The sequence below is a fragment of the Mycobacterium sp. genome (genome assembly GCF_035640695.1).
Classification (GTDB): domain Bacteria; phylum Actinomycetota; class Actinomycetes; order Mycobacteriales; family Mycobacteriaceae; genus Mycobacterium.
Map to the genome: position 1 here is coordinate 1 of NZ_DASQVQ010000123.1, position 14,998 is coordinate 14,998.

Annotated in this window: 17 protein-coding genes and 1 pseudogene; 5 read left to right on the forward strand and 13 right to left on the reverse strand. The window is 68.2% G+C overall.

The features are described from left to right. Positions 1-326: pseudogene (locus VE759_RS14020) on the forward strand (hypothetical protein); the annotation flags it as partial. Here the strand turns inward: VE759_RS14020 and VE759_RS14025 are convergent. Further along, positions 260-727 (reverse strand): nitroreductase family deazaflavin-dependent oxidoreductase, encoded by a 468-nt coding sequence (locus VE759_RS14025; RefSeq protein WP_324933325.1) that lies wholly within the window; start codon positions 725-727, stop codon positions 260-262. The pseudogene VE759_RS14020 and the gene VE759_RS14025 sit on opposite strands and share 67 nt — an antisense overlap. Positions 728-808: 81 nt before the next feature. Here VE759_RS14025 and VE759_RS14030 point away from each other — a divergent pair, with 81 nt between their 5' ends. Together VE759_RS14030 and VE759_RS14035 are read left to right on the forward strand one after the other, a co-directional pair. Beyond that, positions 809-1,675: a MarR family transcriptional regulator gene (locus VE759_RS14030; RefSeq protein ID WP_324933328.1), complete on the forward strand. Its 867-nt coding sequence runs from the start codon at positions 809-811 to the stop codon at positions 1,673-1,675. After that, positions 1,672-1,836, forward strand: coding sequence for a hypothetical protein (locus VE759_RS14035; protein ID WP_324933331.1), 165 nt, complete (start codon positions 1,672-1,674; stop codon positions 1,834-1,836). The genes VE759_RS14030 and VE759_RS14035 overlap by 4 nt, the downstream gene beginning before the upstream one ends. On the opposite strand, the gene VE759_RS14040 is transcribed toward VE759_RS14035, so the two are convergent. Continuing rightward, on the reverse strand, positions 1,833-2,114 hold the full coding sequence (locus tag VE759_RS14040; RefSeq protein ID WP_324933334.1) for a hypothetical protein: 282 nt from the start codon (positions 2,112-2,114) through the stop codon (positions 1,833-1,835). The two genes, VE759_RS14035 and VE759_RS14040, sit on opposite strands and share 4 nt — an antisense overlap. Before the next feature lie 350 nt (positions 2,115-2,464). Here VE759_RS14040 and VE759_RS14045 point away from each other — a divergent pair, with 350 nt between their 5' ends. After that, positions 2,465-3,946 carry a glutamate--cysteine ligase gene (locus VE759_RS14045; RefSeq protein ID WP_324933337.1) on the forward strand — a complete coding sequence of 494 codons (1,482 nt, stop codon included), beginning with the start codon at positions 2,465-2,467 and terminating at the stop codon, positions 3,944-3,946. 84 nt (positions 3,947-4,030) lie between these two features. Continuing rightward, complete coding sequence (locus tag VE759_RS14050) at positions 4,031-4,708, forward strand: class I SAM-dependent methyltransferase (RefSeq protein WP_324933340.1); 678 nt, start codon at positions 4,031-4,033, stop codon at positions 4,706-4,708. Here the strand turns inward: VE759_RS14050 and egtE are convergent. The 11 genes from egtE to VE759_RS14105 all read right to left on the reverse strand — a co-directional run bounded on the left by egtE (position 4,686) and on the right by VE759_RS14105 (position 14,929). Next, positions 4,686-5,822, reverse strand: a complete 1,137-nt coding sequence (gene egtE / locus VE759_RS14055) for an ergothioneine biosynthesis PLP-dependent enzyme EgtE (RefSeq protein ID WP_324933343.1) — start codon at positions 5,820-5,822, stop codon at positions 4,686-4,688. The two genes, VE759_RS14050 and egtE, sit on opposite strands and share 23 nt — an antisense overlap. After that, complete coding sequence (gene egtD, locus VE759_RS14060) at positions 5,819-6,784, reverse strand: L-histidine N(alpha)-methyltransferase (RefSeq protein ID WP_324933346.1); 966 nt, start codon at positions 6,782-6,784, stop codon at positions 5,819-5,821. Before egtD ends, egtE begins: the two co-directional genes overlap by 4 nt. Next, complete coding sequence (gene egtC / locus VE759_RS14065) at positions 6,784-7,485, reverse strand: ergothioneine biosynthesis protein EgtC (protein WP_324933349.1); 702 nt, start codon at positions 7,483-7,485, stop codon at positions 6,784-6,786. The genes egtD and egtC overlap by 1 nt, the downstream gene beginning before the upstream one ends. Then, positions 7,485-8,777: an ergothioneine biosynthesis protein EgtB gene (gene egtB, locus VE759_RS14070; protein WP_324933353.1), complete on the reverse strand. Its 1,293-nt coding sequence runs from the start codon at positions 8,775-8,777 to the stop codon at positions 7,485-7,487. Before egtB ends, egtC begins: the two co-directional genes overlap by 1 nt. Further along, the gene (gene egtA / locus VE759_RS14075; protein ID WP_324933356.1) at positions 8,774-10,054 is read right to left on the reverse strand and encodes an ergothioneine biosynthesis glutamate--cysteine ligase EgtA; all 1,281 of its coding nucleotides are present in this window, start codon (positions 10,052-10,054) and stop codon (positions 8,774-8,776) included. The genes egtB and egtA overlap by 4 nt, the downstream gene beginning before the upstream one ends. 130 nt (positions 10,055-10,184) lie before the next feature. Beyond that, positions 10,185-10,802: a sensor domain-containing protein gene (locus VE759_RS14080; RefSeq protein ID WP_324933506.1), complete on the reverse strand. Its 618-nt coding sequence runs from the start codon at positions 10,800-10,802 to the stop codon at positions 10,185-10,187. A gap of 54 nt (positions 10,803-10,856) precedes the next feature. After that, entirely contained in the window at positions 10,857-11,285 is a 429-nt protein-coding gene (locus tag VE759_RS14085) for an organic hydroperoxide resistance protein (RefSeq protein ID WP_324933358.1), read from the reverse strand. Positions 11,286-11,374: 89 nt separating this feature from the next. Further along, positions 11,375-12,835, reverse strand: a complete 1,461-nt coding sequence (locus tag VE759_RS14090) for a catalase (protein ID WP_324933361.1) — start codon at positions 12,833-12,835, stop codon at positions 11,375-11,377. Between the two features lie 29 nt (positions 12,836-12,864). Next, positions 12,865-13,305 (reverse strand): Fur family transcriptional regulator, encoded by a 441-nt coding sequence (locus tag VE759_RS14095; protein WP_324933364.1) that lies wholly within the window; start codon positions 13,303-13,305, stop codon positions 12,865-12,867. 58 nt (positions 13,306-13,363) lie between these two features. Further along, complete coding sequence (locus VE759_RS14100) at positions 13,364-13,765, reverse strand: hypothetical protein (RefSeq protein WP_324933367.1); 402 nt, start codon at positions 13,763-13,765, stop codon at positions 13,364-13,366. 42 nt (positions 13,766-13,807) lie between these two features. Then, on the reverse strand, positions 13,808-14,929 hold the full coding sequence (locus VE759_RS14105; RefSeq protein WP_324933509.1) for a DUF4185 domain-containing protein: 1,122 nt from the start codon (positions 14,927-14,929) through the stop codon (positions 13,808-13,810). Between the last annotated feature and the right edge of the window lie 69 nt (positions 14,930-14,998).

Genomic DNA, 14,998 nt, shown 5'->3' on the forward strand with positions numbered 1-14,998 from the left:
CGCCGCCGTTGGCGTCGAAGGTGTTCGCCGAGGGCACCCGGGTGGCCGACAAGCTGCTGATCATCGACCTGCCGCGGCCGCCGTCGCCGGTACATGTCGTGCAGTTGGCGGCGATGGCGCCGTTCATCCCGTTCGTGCCGCTGATCCACGACGGCTTCATCAGCTCGCTGCGGGCCTACAGCGGCTCGGCGATGCGCGCGCTGGCCCGACACGCCGACCCGTCGATCGAGGTCGCGACCCGCGGTCGACCGTTCGGTCCTCAGGTGGTGGTGGCCAGTCGCACGACCGCCGCGCCGGCCGCGAGCGCGCGACGCAGATCGGACTGATTCGGCGTGCCGTCCGGCTCGACACCGATGCCGACGTACTTCCCGTGGATCGGGTTGCCCGCCAAGATGTAACGGTACAGCTCCGCACAGCGCGCCTCGTCGGTGACGACCTCGGCGCGGGCAGCACGCCGCCGCCCTCGCAGCAAGATCGAAACCTCCTGACCCGCAACGAGATTACGGTACCATCGGCCGCCACTGCCGATCAGCAGGTCGCCGTCGTGCTCGACGTACCCGACCGGGATGTGGTACACGGCGCCGCTGCGTCGGCCGGTCACGTCGATCACCAGAAGCCGGCGGCTCAACAGCGAATGCAGCGGCGAAGCCAGCAACGCACGCATCGCCACATTTAGCGCACGTTGGTAGCTCGGCGCGGCCTTAGGGTTCGAGACGGGACTTGTCATGGTTTCTCCCAACCGGCGATATACGCAATAAGGCTAACGATCTATATGGCTAACCGTCAAGGCACTCTCTATGCTGCCCCCGTGGCCGGCGCGCCCCGACAGCTTCGCATGGAGCACTACATCGGGTACCTGCTGCGGCGCGCGTACCTGCGGGCCGAACGGGCGGCATCCATCGCGGTACCACCGCCGTACGGCATGCGCCATCTGTTGGTGCTGGCGTTGCTGGACGACCACGGGCCGATGTCGCAGCAGCGGCTGGCCGCGCTCGCCCGGGTCAACCGCACGATCATGGTCCAGCTCGTCGACGCGCTGGAGGATGACGGCCTGGTCCGCCGGGAGCGCGACGCCGGCGATCGGCGCTCGTACGCGCTGGTGCTCACCGCCGCGGGCCGCTCAACTTTGCGCCGGCTCACCCCCGCGATGGACCGTGCCGAGGCGTTGCTGACCGCGAATCTCGCCGCGCCCGAGCGCACGCGACTGACCGAATTGCTTGGCGGGGTCATCGGTGCCGCCGCGGTCACCCAACTCGGCGGGCGCAGCGGCCATTTGATCGCACACGCGCACCAGAGGCTTCGCGGCGAAGGCGCCGCGCGGTTGAGGCCGCTCGGCCTCGACCCTCGCCACCTGGCGGCACTGGAGAGCGTCGGTCGGCGCCAGCCGTGCTCGCAGGAACTGGTCGCCAAGGACCTCGCGGTCAGCGCACCCGTTGTCGTCGGGCTGGTCGACGATCTGGTCGCCGCGGGGTTCGTCGAGCGCCGCCGGAACATCAAGGATCGGCGTCGCTATGACCTCACGGTGACGAGCCTCGGCCTGTCCCGGCTCCGCGCCGGGTTCAAGGTGCTCGACGAAATTCACGAGGCACTGCGCTACCGCCTCACGCCCTCCGGTGCCGACGAGCTGCATCGGCTGCTCACCACCCTGCTCGACCCCCCGCTGGGCGCAGCGTGAACGGCCTCTATGCGCTGAAGCCCTGGTACACCCGGCGGTTCACAGCTCTGGCCAACTTCGCTGTCGCGCATGGCATTTCACCCGATGTGTTCGCGGTGTCCGGCGTCGTGGCGGTCGTGTTCGCCGTCGCGCTGACCTCGCTGCTTATCGCCTGGTCCTAGCGCTCGTGCCGGCTGGGCGACGCGCTGCCCGGGTTCGTTTCGGTCAGTTGTTCCTCGCTGGGCGCGCCGCCGGTGTTCGGAACGACGTCGGGCACGCATGCCAGCGAATAGGCATCCATCGATTCGCCGCCCGTGCATTCCGCCGGTTGTGCGACGCTGCGCGGCACCGGGTTTCCGCTCGGGCTTGCGTAGATACCCACCGCTGGAACGGCGGCCAGAGCGAGCGCGAATGCACCGGCGGAGACGATGCGCCGTGCTGTCGATCGGATATCTGCCATTGTCAGAATCTATTCCTGCCGCGGCCGCCATGACGGGCTTTTACTGCCCACCCGCAAACTCACAGCATATTCACAGGTTCGTTCAAATGGTGGCCGCGGCTCGGCGCTTCAGCTCGAAGATGCGGTCGGCCATGTCCCGCCGCTTCATCTCGTGCTTGAAATCTTCGAGGGCGCGGCAAACACACCAAATCGTCGAAATGCACCGAAATCATTCGCAGCCGCCATCGCGCCGAATCCGACCCCGCCGGAGAACTCGAACATCGGGCCCATCCGGCCCCGCTAACCAGGCCGATGATGGCGAATCCTGCGATTTGGTTGCGCTGCGCTGGGCAAACGGGTTCCATCGGCCTGTGGGCGAGGAAGTCAAGCAGACCACCTACGGCAGCGCGCACCGGCGCGACTACCGCCGCAAGGTGCAGCTGTGCCTCGACGTTTTCGAGACGATGCTGGCCCGGTCGAGCTTCGATTTCGAGCGGCCGCTGACCGGCATGGAGATCGAGTGCAACCTCGTCGACGACGAGTACCTGCCGGCGATGGCAAATCGGGAAGTGCTCGCCGCGATCGCCGACCCGGCGTTCCAGACCGAGCTGGGCGCCTTCAACATCGAATTCAACGTGCCGCCGCGGCCGCTGCCCGGCTCGTCGGCGCTGGAGCTGGAGTCCGATGTGCGGGCCAGCCTCAACGCCGCCGAGACCAAGGCCAACCAGCACGGCGCGCACATCGTGATGATCGGAATCCTGCCCACGCTCATGCCCGAGCACCTGGCCGGCGAATGGATGAGCGAGTCGGTGCGCTACCGGCTGCTCAACGAGTCGATCTTCACCGCACGCGGCGAGGACATCCTCATCGACATCTCGGGACCGGAACGGCTGTCGCTCCAAACCACCTCCATCGCACCGGAATCGGCGTGCACCAGCATGCAACTGCACCTGCAGGTTTCGCCGGCCGATTTCGCCGACAACTGGAACGCCGCCGAAGTGCTCGCGGCCCCGCAGTTGGCGTTGGGTGCCAACTCGCCGTATTTCCTCGGCCATCAGCTGTGGGCCGAGACCCGCATCGAGCTTTTCACCCAGGCCACCGACACCCGCCCCGACGAACTCAAGGCCCAGGGTGTGCGACCCCGGGTCTGGTTCGGGGAGCGCTGGATCACCTCGATCTTCGACCTGTTCGAGGAGAACGTGCGGTACTTCCCGTCGTTACTTCCCGAACTGTCCGACGAAGATCCGGCCGCCGAGTTGGCGGCCGGGCGGGCACCGAAGCTGGGCGAGCTGCGGCTGCACAACGGCACCATCTACCGCTGGAACCGGCCGGTCTATGACGTCGTCGAGGGGCGTCCGCACCTGCGGGTGGAAAATAGGGTGCTGCCGGCCGGGCCGACGGTCGTCGACATGCTGGCCAACGCCGCGTTCTACTACGGCGCGCTGCGGACGCTGTCCGAAGAAGACCGCCCGGTGTGGACGAAGATGAGTTTCGCCGCCGCACATGACAATTTCGTGCATGCCGCCAAGTACGGGATGGACGCCCGGTTGTACTGGCCCGGGCTGGGTGAGGTGACGCCCGACGAGCTGGTGTTGCGCCAGTTGTTGTCGATGGCCGACGAAGGACTGCACCGTTGGGGCGTGGCCGCTGCGGTGCGGGAACGCTACCTGGGCGTGATCGAGGGCCGGGCGAAGAACGGTCAAACCGGGTCGGCGTGGCAAGTGCGAACGGTGCAGGCATTACAGGAGCACGATGGCCTGGCCCGACCGCAGGCGCTGGCCGACATGCTGCGCCGCTACTGCCAGGGCATGCACAGTAACGAGCCTGTGCACACCTGGGAAATCCCCGCGTAGCGTCGGGTCGGAGGGCGGGAGCGCAGCGACCCGGGAATTGAGCTCGGAGGGCGGGAGCGCAGCGACCCGGGAAATGAGGTGGACATGACAGAAGTGATGAATTGGGACGACGCCTATCGCGAACAGGGCATCTTCGAGGGACCACCGCCCTGGAATATCGGCGAGCCCCAACCGGAACTCGCCGAGCTGATTCGAGCGGGCAAGATCCGCGGCGACGTGCTCGACGCCGGCTGCGGGTTGGCCGAGCTGTCACTGGCTCTGGCCGCGCAGGGCTACACCGTCGTCGGCGTCGACCTGACGCCGACGGCCATTGCGGCCGCTACCAAGGCGGCGCAGGATCGCGGGCTGACCAACGCCACGTTCGTCCAGGCCGACATCACGTCGTTCACCGGTTACGACGGCCGGTTCAACACGATCCTGGACAGCACGCTATTTCACTCGTTGCCCGTCGAGTCGCGTGATGACTATCTGCGCTCGATGCACCGGGCGGCGGCACCGGGCGCGTCGTACTACATCCTGGTGTTCGCGACGGGTGCGTTCCCCGCCGATAGCCCGTATCCGACACCAAACGTCGTCACCGAAGACGAACTGCGCGATGCGGTTTCGAAGCACTGGCAGATCGGCGAGATCCGCCCGGCGTTCATCCACGCGAACATGCCCGACATCCCGGGGAGCCCGGAACCGCCGGTCAAGTTCGACCTCGACGACAAGGGCAGGCGCAAGATGCCCGCGTTCCTGCTCAGCGCGCACAAACCGAGTTGAGCGCCCCGGCGAAGCTCGCCAGCTCCGCATCGGTCACGTCAACGTGCGGAGATACCCGCAGCACCGGGTGAGTCAATTCGAATGGCGCGCGGTCCGGTCCGGCGACGGTGGTGACGATCGAGTGGCCGGCAATCAGGTCGGCACGCACCCGTTCGACGTCCGCGTGGCCGGTCGGGGCCAGCGTCGTGATCGCAGTCGGGGTGTCCTCGGGCTCGACGACACGCCAGCCCGCAACGTCGCGCAGCGCCGCGCGCGTCGACCGCCCCACCGCCGCCAGCCGATCGCGAACCCGCTCGGGACCGGTCGCCACATGTTCACCGACCGCGATCGAAAACCCAACCCGGGCGGCGATATTGGCCTCGCCCAGCTCCAGCCGCCGAAGCGGGGCAATGTCGATTGGCCAATCCGGCGGCGGGAGCCGCGGCCGTAGCCGTTCGGCGATGACCGATCGGACCGCGAGCACGCCGACTCCGCGCGGTCCGGTGAGCCATTTGCGCGACGTGGAGTAGACCGCGTCCGCATCGACCGCGCAGTCGACGTGGCCGAGCGCCTGTGCGGCGTCGACGACCAGCGGCACGCGGTGCTCGGCGCACAGCGCGGAAACTTCCTTGACCGGCTGCACGATTCCGCGATGACTGGCCACCGCAGTGAGGTGCACCAGGTCGGGCGGTTCGGCGGCCAGCAACGCCGCGACGTCGTCGACCACCGCACGCCCAAGGCCGTCTGTCGGCAGCGCACGCACCGCAAATCCGTTGGCGGCCATCACAGCCAAGTTCGGACCGAATTCGCCTGGCAGACAAGCGATCACGCCGCCACGTTGCGGCCAGCTGGCCAGCAGCAGGTCGAGGGCGTGAGCGGCCCCGGTGGTGAAAACGACATCGTCGGGCGTCATCCCAGTCAGCGTGGCCACCCCGGCCCGGCCCGCGGCCAGCGTCGCGTCGGCCTCGGCCGCGGCGACGTAGCCTCCGGCCTCGGCCTCTCGGCGGGCATGGTTGGCCGCGGCGTCGATGGCCGCGAAGCTCTGCCGCGAGCAGGCCGCGCTGTCGAGGTGAACCCCGGTGACCGCCGGCCGGGCCGACCGCCACTGCTCGGCAAGCGCGGCGGTGGTGGTCATTTCACCGCGAGCGACAATCCGAAGTCGCCCGCGGGGTCCGTCCACCACTCGACCGGTGTCAGCCCAGCGGCCGCCAGTTCCGCGGCGACGATTTCGGGCCGGAACTTACACGACACCTCGGTGAGCATCTCCTCGCCGGCCGCGAAGTCGACGGACAGATCCACTGCGGCGATCCGCACCCGCTGATCGGTCGCCGCCCGCAACCACATCTCGATGCGCTCCTCGCCCGAGTTCCACCGTGCGACATGCTCAAACGCGTCGATGTCGAAATCCGCGCCGAGTTCGCGGTTGATCACCGCGAGCACGTTGCGATTGAACGCCGCGGTGACCCCGGCGGTGTCGTCGTAGGCGCGCACCAGCCGGCCAGCGTCCTTGACGAGGTCGGTGCCCAGCAACAGGTGGTCACCCGGCGTCAAGACCGCCGACAACGCGGAAAGGAATCGCGCACGCGGCTCCGCCGTGAGGTTGCCGATCGTCGACCCAAGAAACGCCACGAGCCGCCGGTCCCCGGACGGGATTTTGCCGAGATGCTCCTCGAAGTCGCCGCACACCGCGGCGACGGCGATCCCCGGATACTCGGCTTCGATTGCCGCCCCGGCCATTTCCAGGATTCCCGCGTCGACGTCGAACGGGACGAAGCGGCGCAGCGAGCCGTTGTCGCGCAGCGCGTCAAGCAGCATCCGGGTCTTCTCCGAAGTGCCGCTGCCGAGCTCGACCAGGGTGTCGGCGCGCGTCGCCTCGGCGATCGCTGCAGCCACGGCACGAAGAATCTGCGCCTCGGTCCGCGTTGGGTAGTACTCCGGCAGCCGGGTGATCCGATCGAACAAGTCGCTGCCGACCTCGTCGTAGAACCACTTGGGCGGCAAGGACTTCGGCGATTGCCGCAGGCCGTGCACCACGTCGCGGCGCAACGCCCGGTTCGCGGCGTCCGCGGCCAGGTGATTGGACAGCATGACGCCCATCAGGATCCTTTCAGTGGTGTCAGGACAACCGAGCCACCGCCCGGCCCGTCGGCCACCTCGACGAGATGGCGGTCCGGCACGTCCTCCCACGCCGGGTCGTCGTCGTACGGTTCACTGGCCAGCACCACCCCGTCGTCGCGGCGCAGCACCGAAAGGGTGTCACTCCATGTGGTGGCAACAAGTCGAGAACCATTGCCGGCCAAGATGTTCAGCCGGGCATTCGGGTCGGCCGCACCGACCGCGGCGATCGTGTCGGCCAGCGCGTCCATCCCACGCTCGAAGATCAGCGCGGCCAGCAGCGCGCTGTCGACAACTGATTCGGCGTGCGGCGTCAACGGCAGCACCGCGCGGTCGACCAGGCCGTTGTGCGACAACAGCCAGTGCCCGTCGCTGAACGGCGCGGCGGCGCTGACCTCGAGCGGCATCCCGGCACTCGCGGACCGGACCGCCGCAACGACACAGCCGCTGCGAAGCGCCGGCGCCACCGAAGCGAAGCTCAAATCGCCCCACAGCGGCGCGGCGCTGCGCCAGCGGCGCGCCACCCCGTGGTCGAAAAAGCCCGCACCCCAGCCGTCGGCGTTCATCAGGCCGTGCTTTTGCCGCCGCGGTGCATACGATTGCACCAGCAACCCGGATGGCGGGTCGAAGATCAGCGACGCCAGCGAGCACGGCTCACCCAGCCAGCCCAGGTGGCGGCACATCAGCCGCGGTCCTCGACGTCCCACGCAACACGAACACCGGCGAAGATCTGGCGCCGGATCGGGTGGTCCCAATTGCGGAAACTTGGCCGCAGAATTTCCCGCGCGACCGCCCACGAACCACCGCGCAGCACCCGGTAGTCGCCGTCGAAGAAGGGCTGGGAGTAGCGCTCGTAGATCATCGGCGTGAAACCCGGCCACGGCCGCAGCGGTGACGACGTCCATTCCCACACATCGCCGAGCATCTGCTCGGCTCCGTATGCCGATGCACCGGCGGGATAAGCGCCCACCGGCGCCGGCCGCAGCGCACCGCCGCCCAGGTTCGCCCGTTCGGATGTCGGATCGCTTGGCCCCCAAGGGAATCGGCGCCGCCGTTCGGCCCGCGGATCCCACGCGCACGCCTTCTCCCACTCCACCTCAGTGGGCAGCCGGCCACCGGCCCACGCGGCATAGGCCTCTGCCTCGAAGTAGGTGATGTGCTGCACCGGCTCGTCGTCGGGGACGTGCTCGACGCGACCGAACCGGGTCCGGGTGCCGTCGAGACTCCAGAATTGCGGCGCTGCCAGCCCGGCTTCCTGCCGGTGCGTCCAGCCGCGCTCGGACCACCACCGCCGGTCGTGGTAGCCGCCGTCGTCGACGAATTCGCGCCACTCGGCGTTGGTCACCGGCACCCGCCCGATTCTGAAGGCGGGCACGTCCACCACGTGGGCCGGGCGCTCGTTGTCCAGTGAGTACGGTTCGTCGGCGGCGTCCACGCCGAGCAGGAACGGCCCGGCGGGCACGAGCACCGACGTGCCGGCCACGCCCGGGCGCCCGGCCGGCAGCGGAGTACCCGCGTCGAGCAACGGCACCCCGGTGCGCAGGTTCAGCGCCTGCAGCATCGTCTCGTCGTGCTGGTGTTCATGGCTGAGCACCATCCCGAACGCAAACGTCGACTCTCCGCCGTTGTCCGGCATCGCGTCCAGCGCGTCGAACACCGCCGATCGCACACTGCCGCAGTACGACCGGGCCTGCGTCGGCGACAGCAGCGGCAGATCGACCCGGCTGGCGCGCGAGTGAATGAACGCGTCGTACAGCGAGTCGACCTCCGGCGACAGCATCCCCCGCCGCTCCGGGTTGCCGCCGCGCAGTAGCCAGAACTCCTCCTGCTGGCCGATGTGCGTCAAATCCCAAACCAGCGGGCTCATCAGCGGGTGGTACTGCCGGCCCAGCTCGTCGTCGTCGAAATCGACCAGCTCGAGAGTGCGGCCGCGGGCGGCGGTCAAATCCCGCGCCAACGTGTCGCGATCGCTCATGCCTCACCTCTGGCCAGTTGAGTCACCGCCGCCGGCAATCCGTACCGGATCACCCGCTCAGAGAACGCGTCTCCCGGGCAGCTGCCGTCTTCGACGATACGGATCAACTGCTGCATCGAGTCTCGCAGCGCCGCCGGGGTGCGCTCGGCGGCCGCGTAGACACATGTGGTCGCCGACTCGTGTAGCCGCCGATCGGTCAGCCCGGCGCGCGCCGCGTTGTCCCAGGCGCCGGCGACTGGCTCGGTGGCCTCGGCCGCAATGTCGGCGGCCGCCGCGTCGTCGAGCAGGGTGACCAGCATGAAGGTCAGCGCCGGCCACAACGCGTCGGGCGCGCTGTCGAGGTACCGGATCTCCAGCCACCCGCGCGGCCGCACCGGCGGGAACAGCGTGGTCAGGTGATAGTCGAGGTCCGCGGCGGTCGGTCGGCGCCCACCAAGCGCGACTCTGCCGTCGACCCAGTCGCAGAACGGCACATACGACTTGACCGGCACCGCTCCCGGGTTGTGCACCAGCATGACCGGCGCCCGCAGTGCATAGTGGGCCCAGTCGCCGCCGGGATCGAGCCCACGCACGCCGAGGACTGGTCCGCATCGCGCGGTGTCGAGCTGGCCCCAGACCCGCTGGCGCGTGCTGTGCCATCCCGAGAAGCGACCGGCAAGCAGCGGCGAATTGGCGGCGATCGCGATCATCGTCGGCCCGAGGGCGTGCGCCAGCCGCACCCGCGAGGCCCAGCCCGACGCCGGTCCGGCGTCGACGTTGACCTGCACCGACGCGGTCGATGTCATCATCGCCGCGCCCGCGGCGCCCATCCGCGCGGCGGCGAAATACTGCTCCATCGCGCGGTAGCGTGCCCCCGGGTTCACGCGGTGCGGAGGCCGCAGCGGGTCGGCCCCGAGCAGCACCAGACCCAGACCCGCCTGCGCGAAGGAGGCCCGCAGCGTCGCGCGGTCGGCCAACAGCGCGGTGAGCGCCGCCGCTGCGCCGTCCATTGGCGGGCCGGACAGCTCGACCGCCCCGCCCGGTTCGACGGTGACGACGCTTCGTCCGGGCAGCTCGGGCAGCGCGGCGATGACGTCGCTGATTTCCTGCCAGCCCGGACGGCGGTACGGGTCGTCCAGGTCAAAGCAATGCGCCTCCAGCTCCAGCCCGATCTGGCCGACCGTGGTGTCGGCCAGGCAACTCTCCTCGATGTGACGGGCCGCCGCCGCGGTGCTGGCCAGCGGGGGCTCGTCGGTGTGACCAGGGTGGACGCGCTCGGCCTGCGCGGTGACCGTCATGTCGACCGTCCCTCCGGGTAGGGTCCGGCGGTTCCCGCAACCGCCTTCACCCCATCTTCCAGAGAGCACCGACAAGTTCCGAGGATTTCCGCTGACAGCTTTGTGACCTGTCGCGAGACGCCGGCCGCCGCTACTGCCCCAGCGTGTTCTGCATCGCGCCGGCCAGCACGTTGGCCGCCGGCCCGCCGTTGCCCGGCTGGCACACCTTGGCCTGCAGCAGCACGTTGTCCCGCAGCCGGGTCTGGGTGAAGCAGCGCCGGTCGGTCCCCGCCTCCTGCTTGATCCACTCGGCGTCCGTGCCGGTGATCGCGCCGTTGGTGAACGTCCACACCTGTGTCACGCCGGTGGACAGATGCATGCCCGTGGTCTGCCCGGAGCACCCGGCAGTGCGGTCCACGACCCGGTGAAACGCCGCATTGGCCGCATTGCCGGTGGCGAACACGCCGACCGCCTGCTTGACGAAGTGGGTGTTGTCGGTCGCCGATTCCTGTGTCTCGGCGCCGTTGAACGATGCGAGGTCGGGATCGTTGTAGACCTCCGGCAGGCCGATGTCGGCGTAGTTGTTGCACACCGGGTTGTCCACCCAAAACTCCTGAAACGGCGCGTTGAACAGGTTTTCCGAGCGCATCGTCGTGCCGACGATGTTGCCGACCGATCCCTTTCCGAGCACCGCGTAGTTCACCACACCCGGATCCGACGGACGAGCCGAGGCAGGCGCCGCGAGCGCGAATGCGAGACCGACGGCCATCGCTGCGGCGACGCCGTTACCGCGGACGCTGCGCTTTCCGCGGGCCGGCATCTGCTAAACCTTCGCCGACAGCGTGACGTCGATGTTGCCTCGGGTGGCTTTCGAATACGGGCAGACCTGATGCGCCTGCTTCATCAGGTCGTCGGCCTGGCGCTGCTCCAGGCCGGGCAGGTATCCGATGAGGTCGGCGTTGATCCCGAAGCCACCCTCGGAATCCTTGCCGAAGCCGACCCGGGTGGTGACGGCGGTAGCGTCGTCCAGCTTGACGTTGTCGTTCTTGGCCACCAACCGCAGCGCCCCGAGGAAGCAAGCGGCGTAGCCGGCCGAGAACAGCAGTTCGGGGTTGGCGCCTTCGCCACTTCCGCCGGCCTCCTTTGGCGGCCGGGTGTCGAGGTCGATCCTGCCGTCGGAGGACTTCACGTGGCCGTCGCGGCCACCGCCCGTGGCCGTCGATTCTGCGGTGTAAACGACTTCGATGCTCATGCGCATGATCATGCCAGGCGAATCGCAGACGGCAAGACGCCCCGGCCGCAATCGCAGCCGGGGCGCCTGGCGTTCGGCGATTACCGGGATTACCCGCCGTTGCCGTTCAAGTTGGCGCGCACACCTTCTTCGATCTTCTTGCCCAAGTCGGGGTCGATGTTGCGCCAGTACTCGAACACCCGCGAAAGCACCGGCTCCTTCACGCCCTTGGACACATGGCCGATGACGTTGTGCGCCAGGCGCTCCCGCGCTTCGTCGTCGAGCACCTCCCGGACCAGGGTGCCGGCCTGACCCCAGTCGTCGTCGTCGCGGCGCAGGGTGTAGGCCGTGCGCACCATCTCGCCGTCGGACGCCCAGCGCACCTCGGCCGCTCGGGCCGGATCGGCCTGCGGGCCACCCACCGAGTTCGGTACATACACCGGATCGGTCACATTGCGGATCCGCATCACGCCGTCCTTGGAGTAGCTGTGCACCTCGACCTTCGGCGAGTTCACCGGGATCTGCTTGTAGTTCACCCCGAGCCGGGCGCGGTGCGCATCCGCGTAGGAGAATCCGCGGGCAAGCAGCATCTTGTCCGGGCTCAGGCCGGTGCCGGGCACGATGTTGTTCGGCTCGAAGGCGGCCTGCTCGATCTCCGCGTGGTAGTCGGTGACGTTGCGGTCCAGCGTCAGCCTGCCGACCTCGTGCAGCGGGTAGTCGCCGTGGGGCCATACCTTGGTCAGGTCGAACGGGTTGTACCGGTAAGTCTTGGCGTCATCGAACGGCATGACCTGCATTTTGAGCGTCCAGCTCGGGTAGTCGCCGCGCTCGATCGCCTCGTACAGGTCCCGCTGGTGCGCGTCGCCGTCCTTGCCGGCCAAATCGTCGGCCTCTTCCTGGGTCAAGAACTCGATGCCCTGATCGGAGATGAAGTGGTACCTCACCCAGAAGATCTCGCCGGCGGCGTTGATCCAGCTGTAGGTGTGGCTGGAGTAACCGTTCATGTGCCGCCACGTCTTCGGGATGCCGCGATCGCCCATCAGCCAGGTGACCTGATGCGCCGACTCCGGTGACAGCGTCCAGAAATCCCACTGCATGTGGTTGTCGCGCAGGTTCGACGACTGCAGACGCTTCTGGCTGCGGATGAAGTTCTGGAACTTCATCGGATCGCGGATGAAAAACACCGGGGTGTTGTTCCCGACGATGTCGAGGTTGCCCTCTGAGGTGTAGAACTTCAACGCGAAGCCGCGCGGGTCACGCCAGGTGTCTGGGCTGCCACGCTCGCCTGCCACCGTGGAGAACCGGATTACCGTCTCGGTCTTGGCGCCCGGCTGAAACACCGCTGCGCGAGTGAACTCGCTGACGTCCTGGGTCACCTCGAAGTGACCGAATGCGCCACCGCCCTTGGCGTGGGGCTGCCGCTCCGGGATGCGCTCCCGGTTGAAGTTGGCCATCTGCTCGATCAGGAAGTGGTCCTGCAGCAGAATCGGGCCGTCCGGACCTACGGTCAGCGAGTGCTCGAAGCTGGGTGCGGGGGCGCCCGCATCCGTCGTCGCGTACGTTTCCGTCATTTGTGTCTCATCTCTTTGTGGTTGTGGGCCTACCCCACAGACTCCTTGGCGGCACGGCAGTCTTCGCACGTCCCCCAGAACACAACCTCGGCTTCGTCGATTTCGAATCCCGCGAGATCGGAGGGTTCCAGACAGGGCGCGTCACCGACAACACAGTCGACGTCTGCGACCGCCCCGCACACGCGGCACACCAGGTGGTGATGGTTGTCGCCGGTGCGTGTCTCGTAGCGCGCCGACGAACCGGCCGGCTCGATGCGCCGCACCAGACCGGCACCCACGCACGCCCCCAGCACGTCGTACACGGCCTGCGTCGACACCGACCCCAATGCGTCGCGAACGTGCGCTGCGATCTCCTCGGCCGTGGAATGAGGATGCGCCGCAAGGACATTCAATACCGCGACTCGTGGCGCGGTAACCCGCAGCCCGACACCCCTCAGCAGGGTGTCGGGCTTGGGGTCACGTACATTCACGAAGCCCAGTATGCCCGTTTTCTGGATTGAGTCAAGAAAATGGCCGCCTGGGCGTCCGCTACGGGCGAGGGGTTGCCGGTGGGCTCGGGACTACGCTGGTCGGCGACGGGCTAACGCCGCCGGGGCCGCCCGGGGCACCCGGGCCGCCGAAGGGTCCTTGGTATGGGCCCCACTGTCCCATCGGGCCGGGCGCCTTGTGGAATCCCCCGAATTCGCGGCCGCCGCCGTGGCGGTGGTGGAAGCCGCCACCACCACCACCCGAATGCCGGCCAAGTGCGAAGCCGGAGAAGAAGATCACCGCGATGATGAAAACGACGCCGGCCACGATTGCCACCCAGAGCGCGATCAGTGTGAGGCGGCTCGGCCGGTCCACCGGCCGGTCATAAACGGGCCGCTCGGCGCGCGGCGGTGCCGTCGCGACGGATGTCGGTTCGGTTTGATGCTCAGGTGTTTCTGTCATGCCAGTGATGATGCCCACCGGATCCGATGTGCGGGCTGCGTTCTACCCGTGAATTTCCTGTGAGTGACCGGCTTCAAGGGCCCCCGGCTTGAACGGGTTGACCGCAAACTGGATCACCCGATACGGCGCGTGGGCACGCGGGTCGACGTTGTTCCACTGGCTAATGAAGATCCGCAGTTCGTCGAGGGTCGACCCCGGCGAGATGTAGCCGCCGTACGGTTGCGCCAGATGGTTGTCGGTCGGCGGGGGAAGACTCTCGGCCGGGGTCGGCCAATCGCTGGCGTACACGACGGTCGTCACGGGGGCGCTGCCGAGCCCGGTCGGGTCGTCGGCCACCCGCACTTCCATGTTGCCGGTGCTGGCGTTGAAGTACGACAGCACGGTCTTGCCGTCGATCTGCCGGATGCTCATCTCGCCGATCTTGTCGCCCCACAACGGCGTCGGCGGTTTGTTCCAGCCGCCGTCGGCGCCGGTCAGGCCCGACCAGCCCTGCCATGTCGAGCGGTCGGTGAAGGTTTCCGGCTTGGCCCGATACAGCACCGCCGGTTGGCTGCGGTCGAAGGCGTCGGCGACGATGTAGACCCAGCCGGAGGTCGAGTCGCCCTTCGGGATCGGGTCGTAGTAGCCGCTGATCTGCGATTGTCGATGGCCCTCATAGCCGCCATCGCGGACCGAGCCCGGCACCGTCGGCCAATTGCCTTGCGCCGGGTCGGCTTTCACCAGCCGCGACGTCTGCGGCACCAGGTTACGCACCGTGGCGACCATCAGGTAGTTGTCCCGGTTGATCTGCACCACCCCGCCAGGCAGCTGGGAATCGCCGGCCGGCGTTGGCTCGGCGAGCAGGGGCTTGTCGATTCCCAGCACCCTGTCGTAGCGCACGCCGACCGGATCGTCGATCGAGTCGGTGTCGACGTGCAGCGCGATCGGCGAGTACCAGCCGCCGAATCCGACGCCCTGTCCGGCGAAGCTGTCGCCGCACACCTGCAGCACGCCGCTGGGAAACTCGATGAACTCGCACAGGTCGGTGGCGCCGATCCCGTAGTCGCGGGTGGGGGTACCCGTGCCCGCGGCCGGTCCGATTCGCACCACTTCGCCCAGTAACAATGGCATGAGGACGGGTTGGGGCGCCGGAGCCGGCGGGTCGGCCCGGGCGCCGGGGGACATCAGACCGGCGAGGGCGAGCAGCGCCGTACCGATCACAGTCCGCGCGCCCATCGCCGGACAGCGTAGCGG

Excerpts from the sequence above, each read along its gene's own strand:
- egtA (WP_324933356.1), bottom strand. The coding sequence starts at position 10,054 with ATGACGGTCACCGCGCAGGCCGAGCGCGTCCACCCTGGTCACACCGAC.
- VE759_RS14085 (WP_324933358.1), bottom strand. The coding sequence starts at position 11,285 with ATGAGCATCGAAGTCGTTTACACCGCAGAATCGACGGCCACGGGCGGT.
- egtD (WP_324933346.1), bottom strand. The coding sequence starts at position 6,784 with ATGGGCGTCATGCTGTCCAATCACCTGGCCGCGGACGCCGCGAACCGG.
- VE759_RS14080 (WP_324933506.1), bottom strand. The coding sequence starts at position 10,802 with ATGGCCGTCGGTCTCGCATTCGCGCTCGCGGCGCCTGCCTCGGCTCGT.
- VE759_RS14050 (WP_324933340.1), top strand. The coding sequence starts at position 4,031 with ATGACAGAAGTGATGAATTGGGACGACGCCTATCGCGAACAGGGCATC.
- VE759_RS14105 (WP_324933509.1), bottom strand. The coding sequence starts at position 14,929 with ATGTCCCCCGGCGCCCGGGCCGACCCGCCGGCTCCGGCGCCCCAACCC.
- VE759_RS14090 (WP_324933361.1), bottom strand. The coding sequence starts at position 12,835 with ATGACGGAAACGTACGCGACGACGGATGCGGGCGCCCCCGCACCCAGC.
- VE759_RS14025 (WP_324933325.1), bottom strand. The coding sequence starts at position 727 with ATGACAAGTCCCGTCTCGAACCCTAAGGCCGCGCCGAGCTACCAACGT.
- VE759_RS14100 (WP_324933367.1), bottom strand. The coding sequence starts at position 13,765 with ATGACAGAAACACCTGAGCATCAAACCGAACCGACATCCGTCGCGACG.
- VE759_RS14040 (WP_324933334.1), bottom strand. The coding sequence starts at position 2,114 with ATGGCAGATATCCGATCGACAGCACGGCGCATCGTCTCCGCCGGTGCA.
- egtE (WP_324933343.1), bottom strand. The coding sequence starts at position 5,822 with ATGACCACCACCGCCGCGCTTGCCGAGCAGTGGCGGTCGGCCCGGCCG.
- egtC (WP_324933349.1), bottom strand. The coding sequence starts at position 7,485 with ATGTGCCGCCACCTGGGCTGGCTGGGTGAGCCGTGCTCGCTGGCGTCG.
- egtB (WP_324933353.1), bottom strand. The coding sequence starts at position 8,777 with ATGAGCGATCGCGACACGTTGGCGCGGGATTTGACCGCCGCCCGCGGC.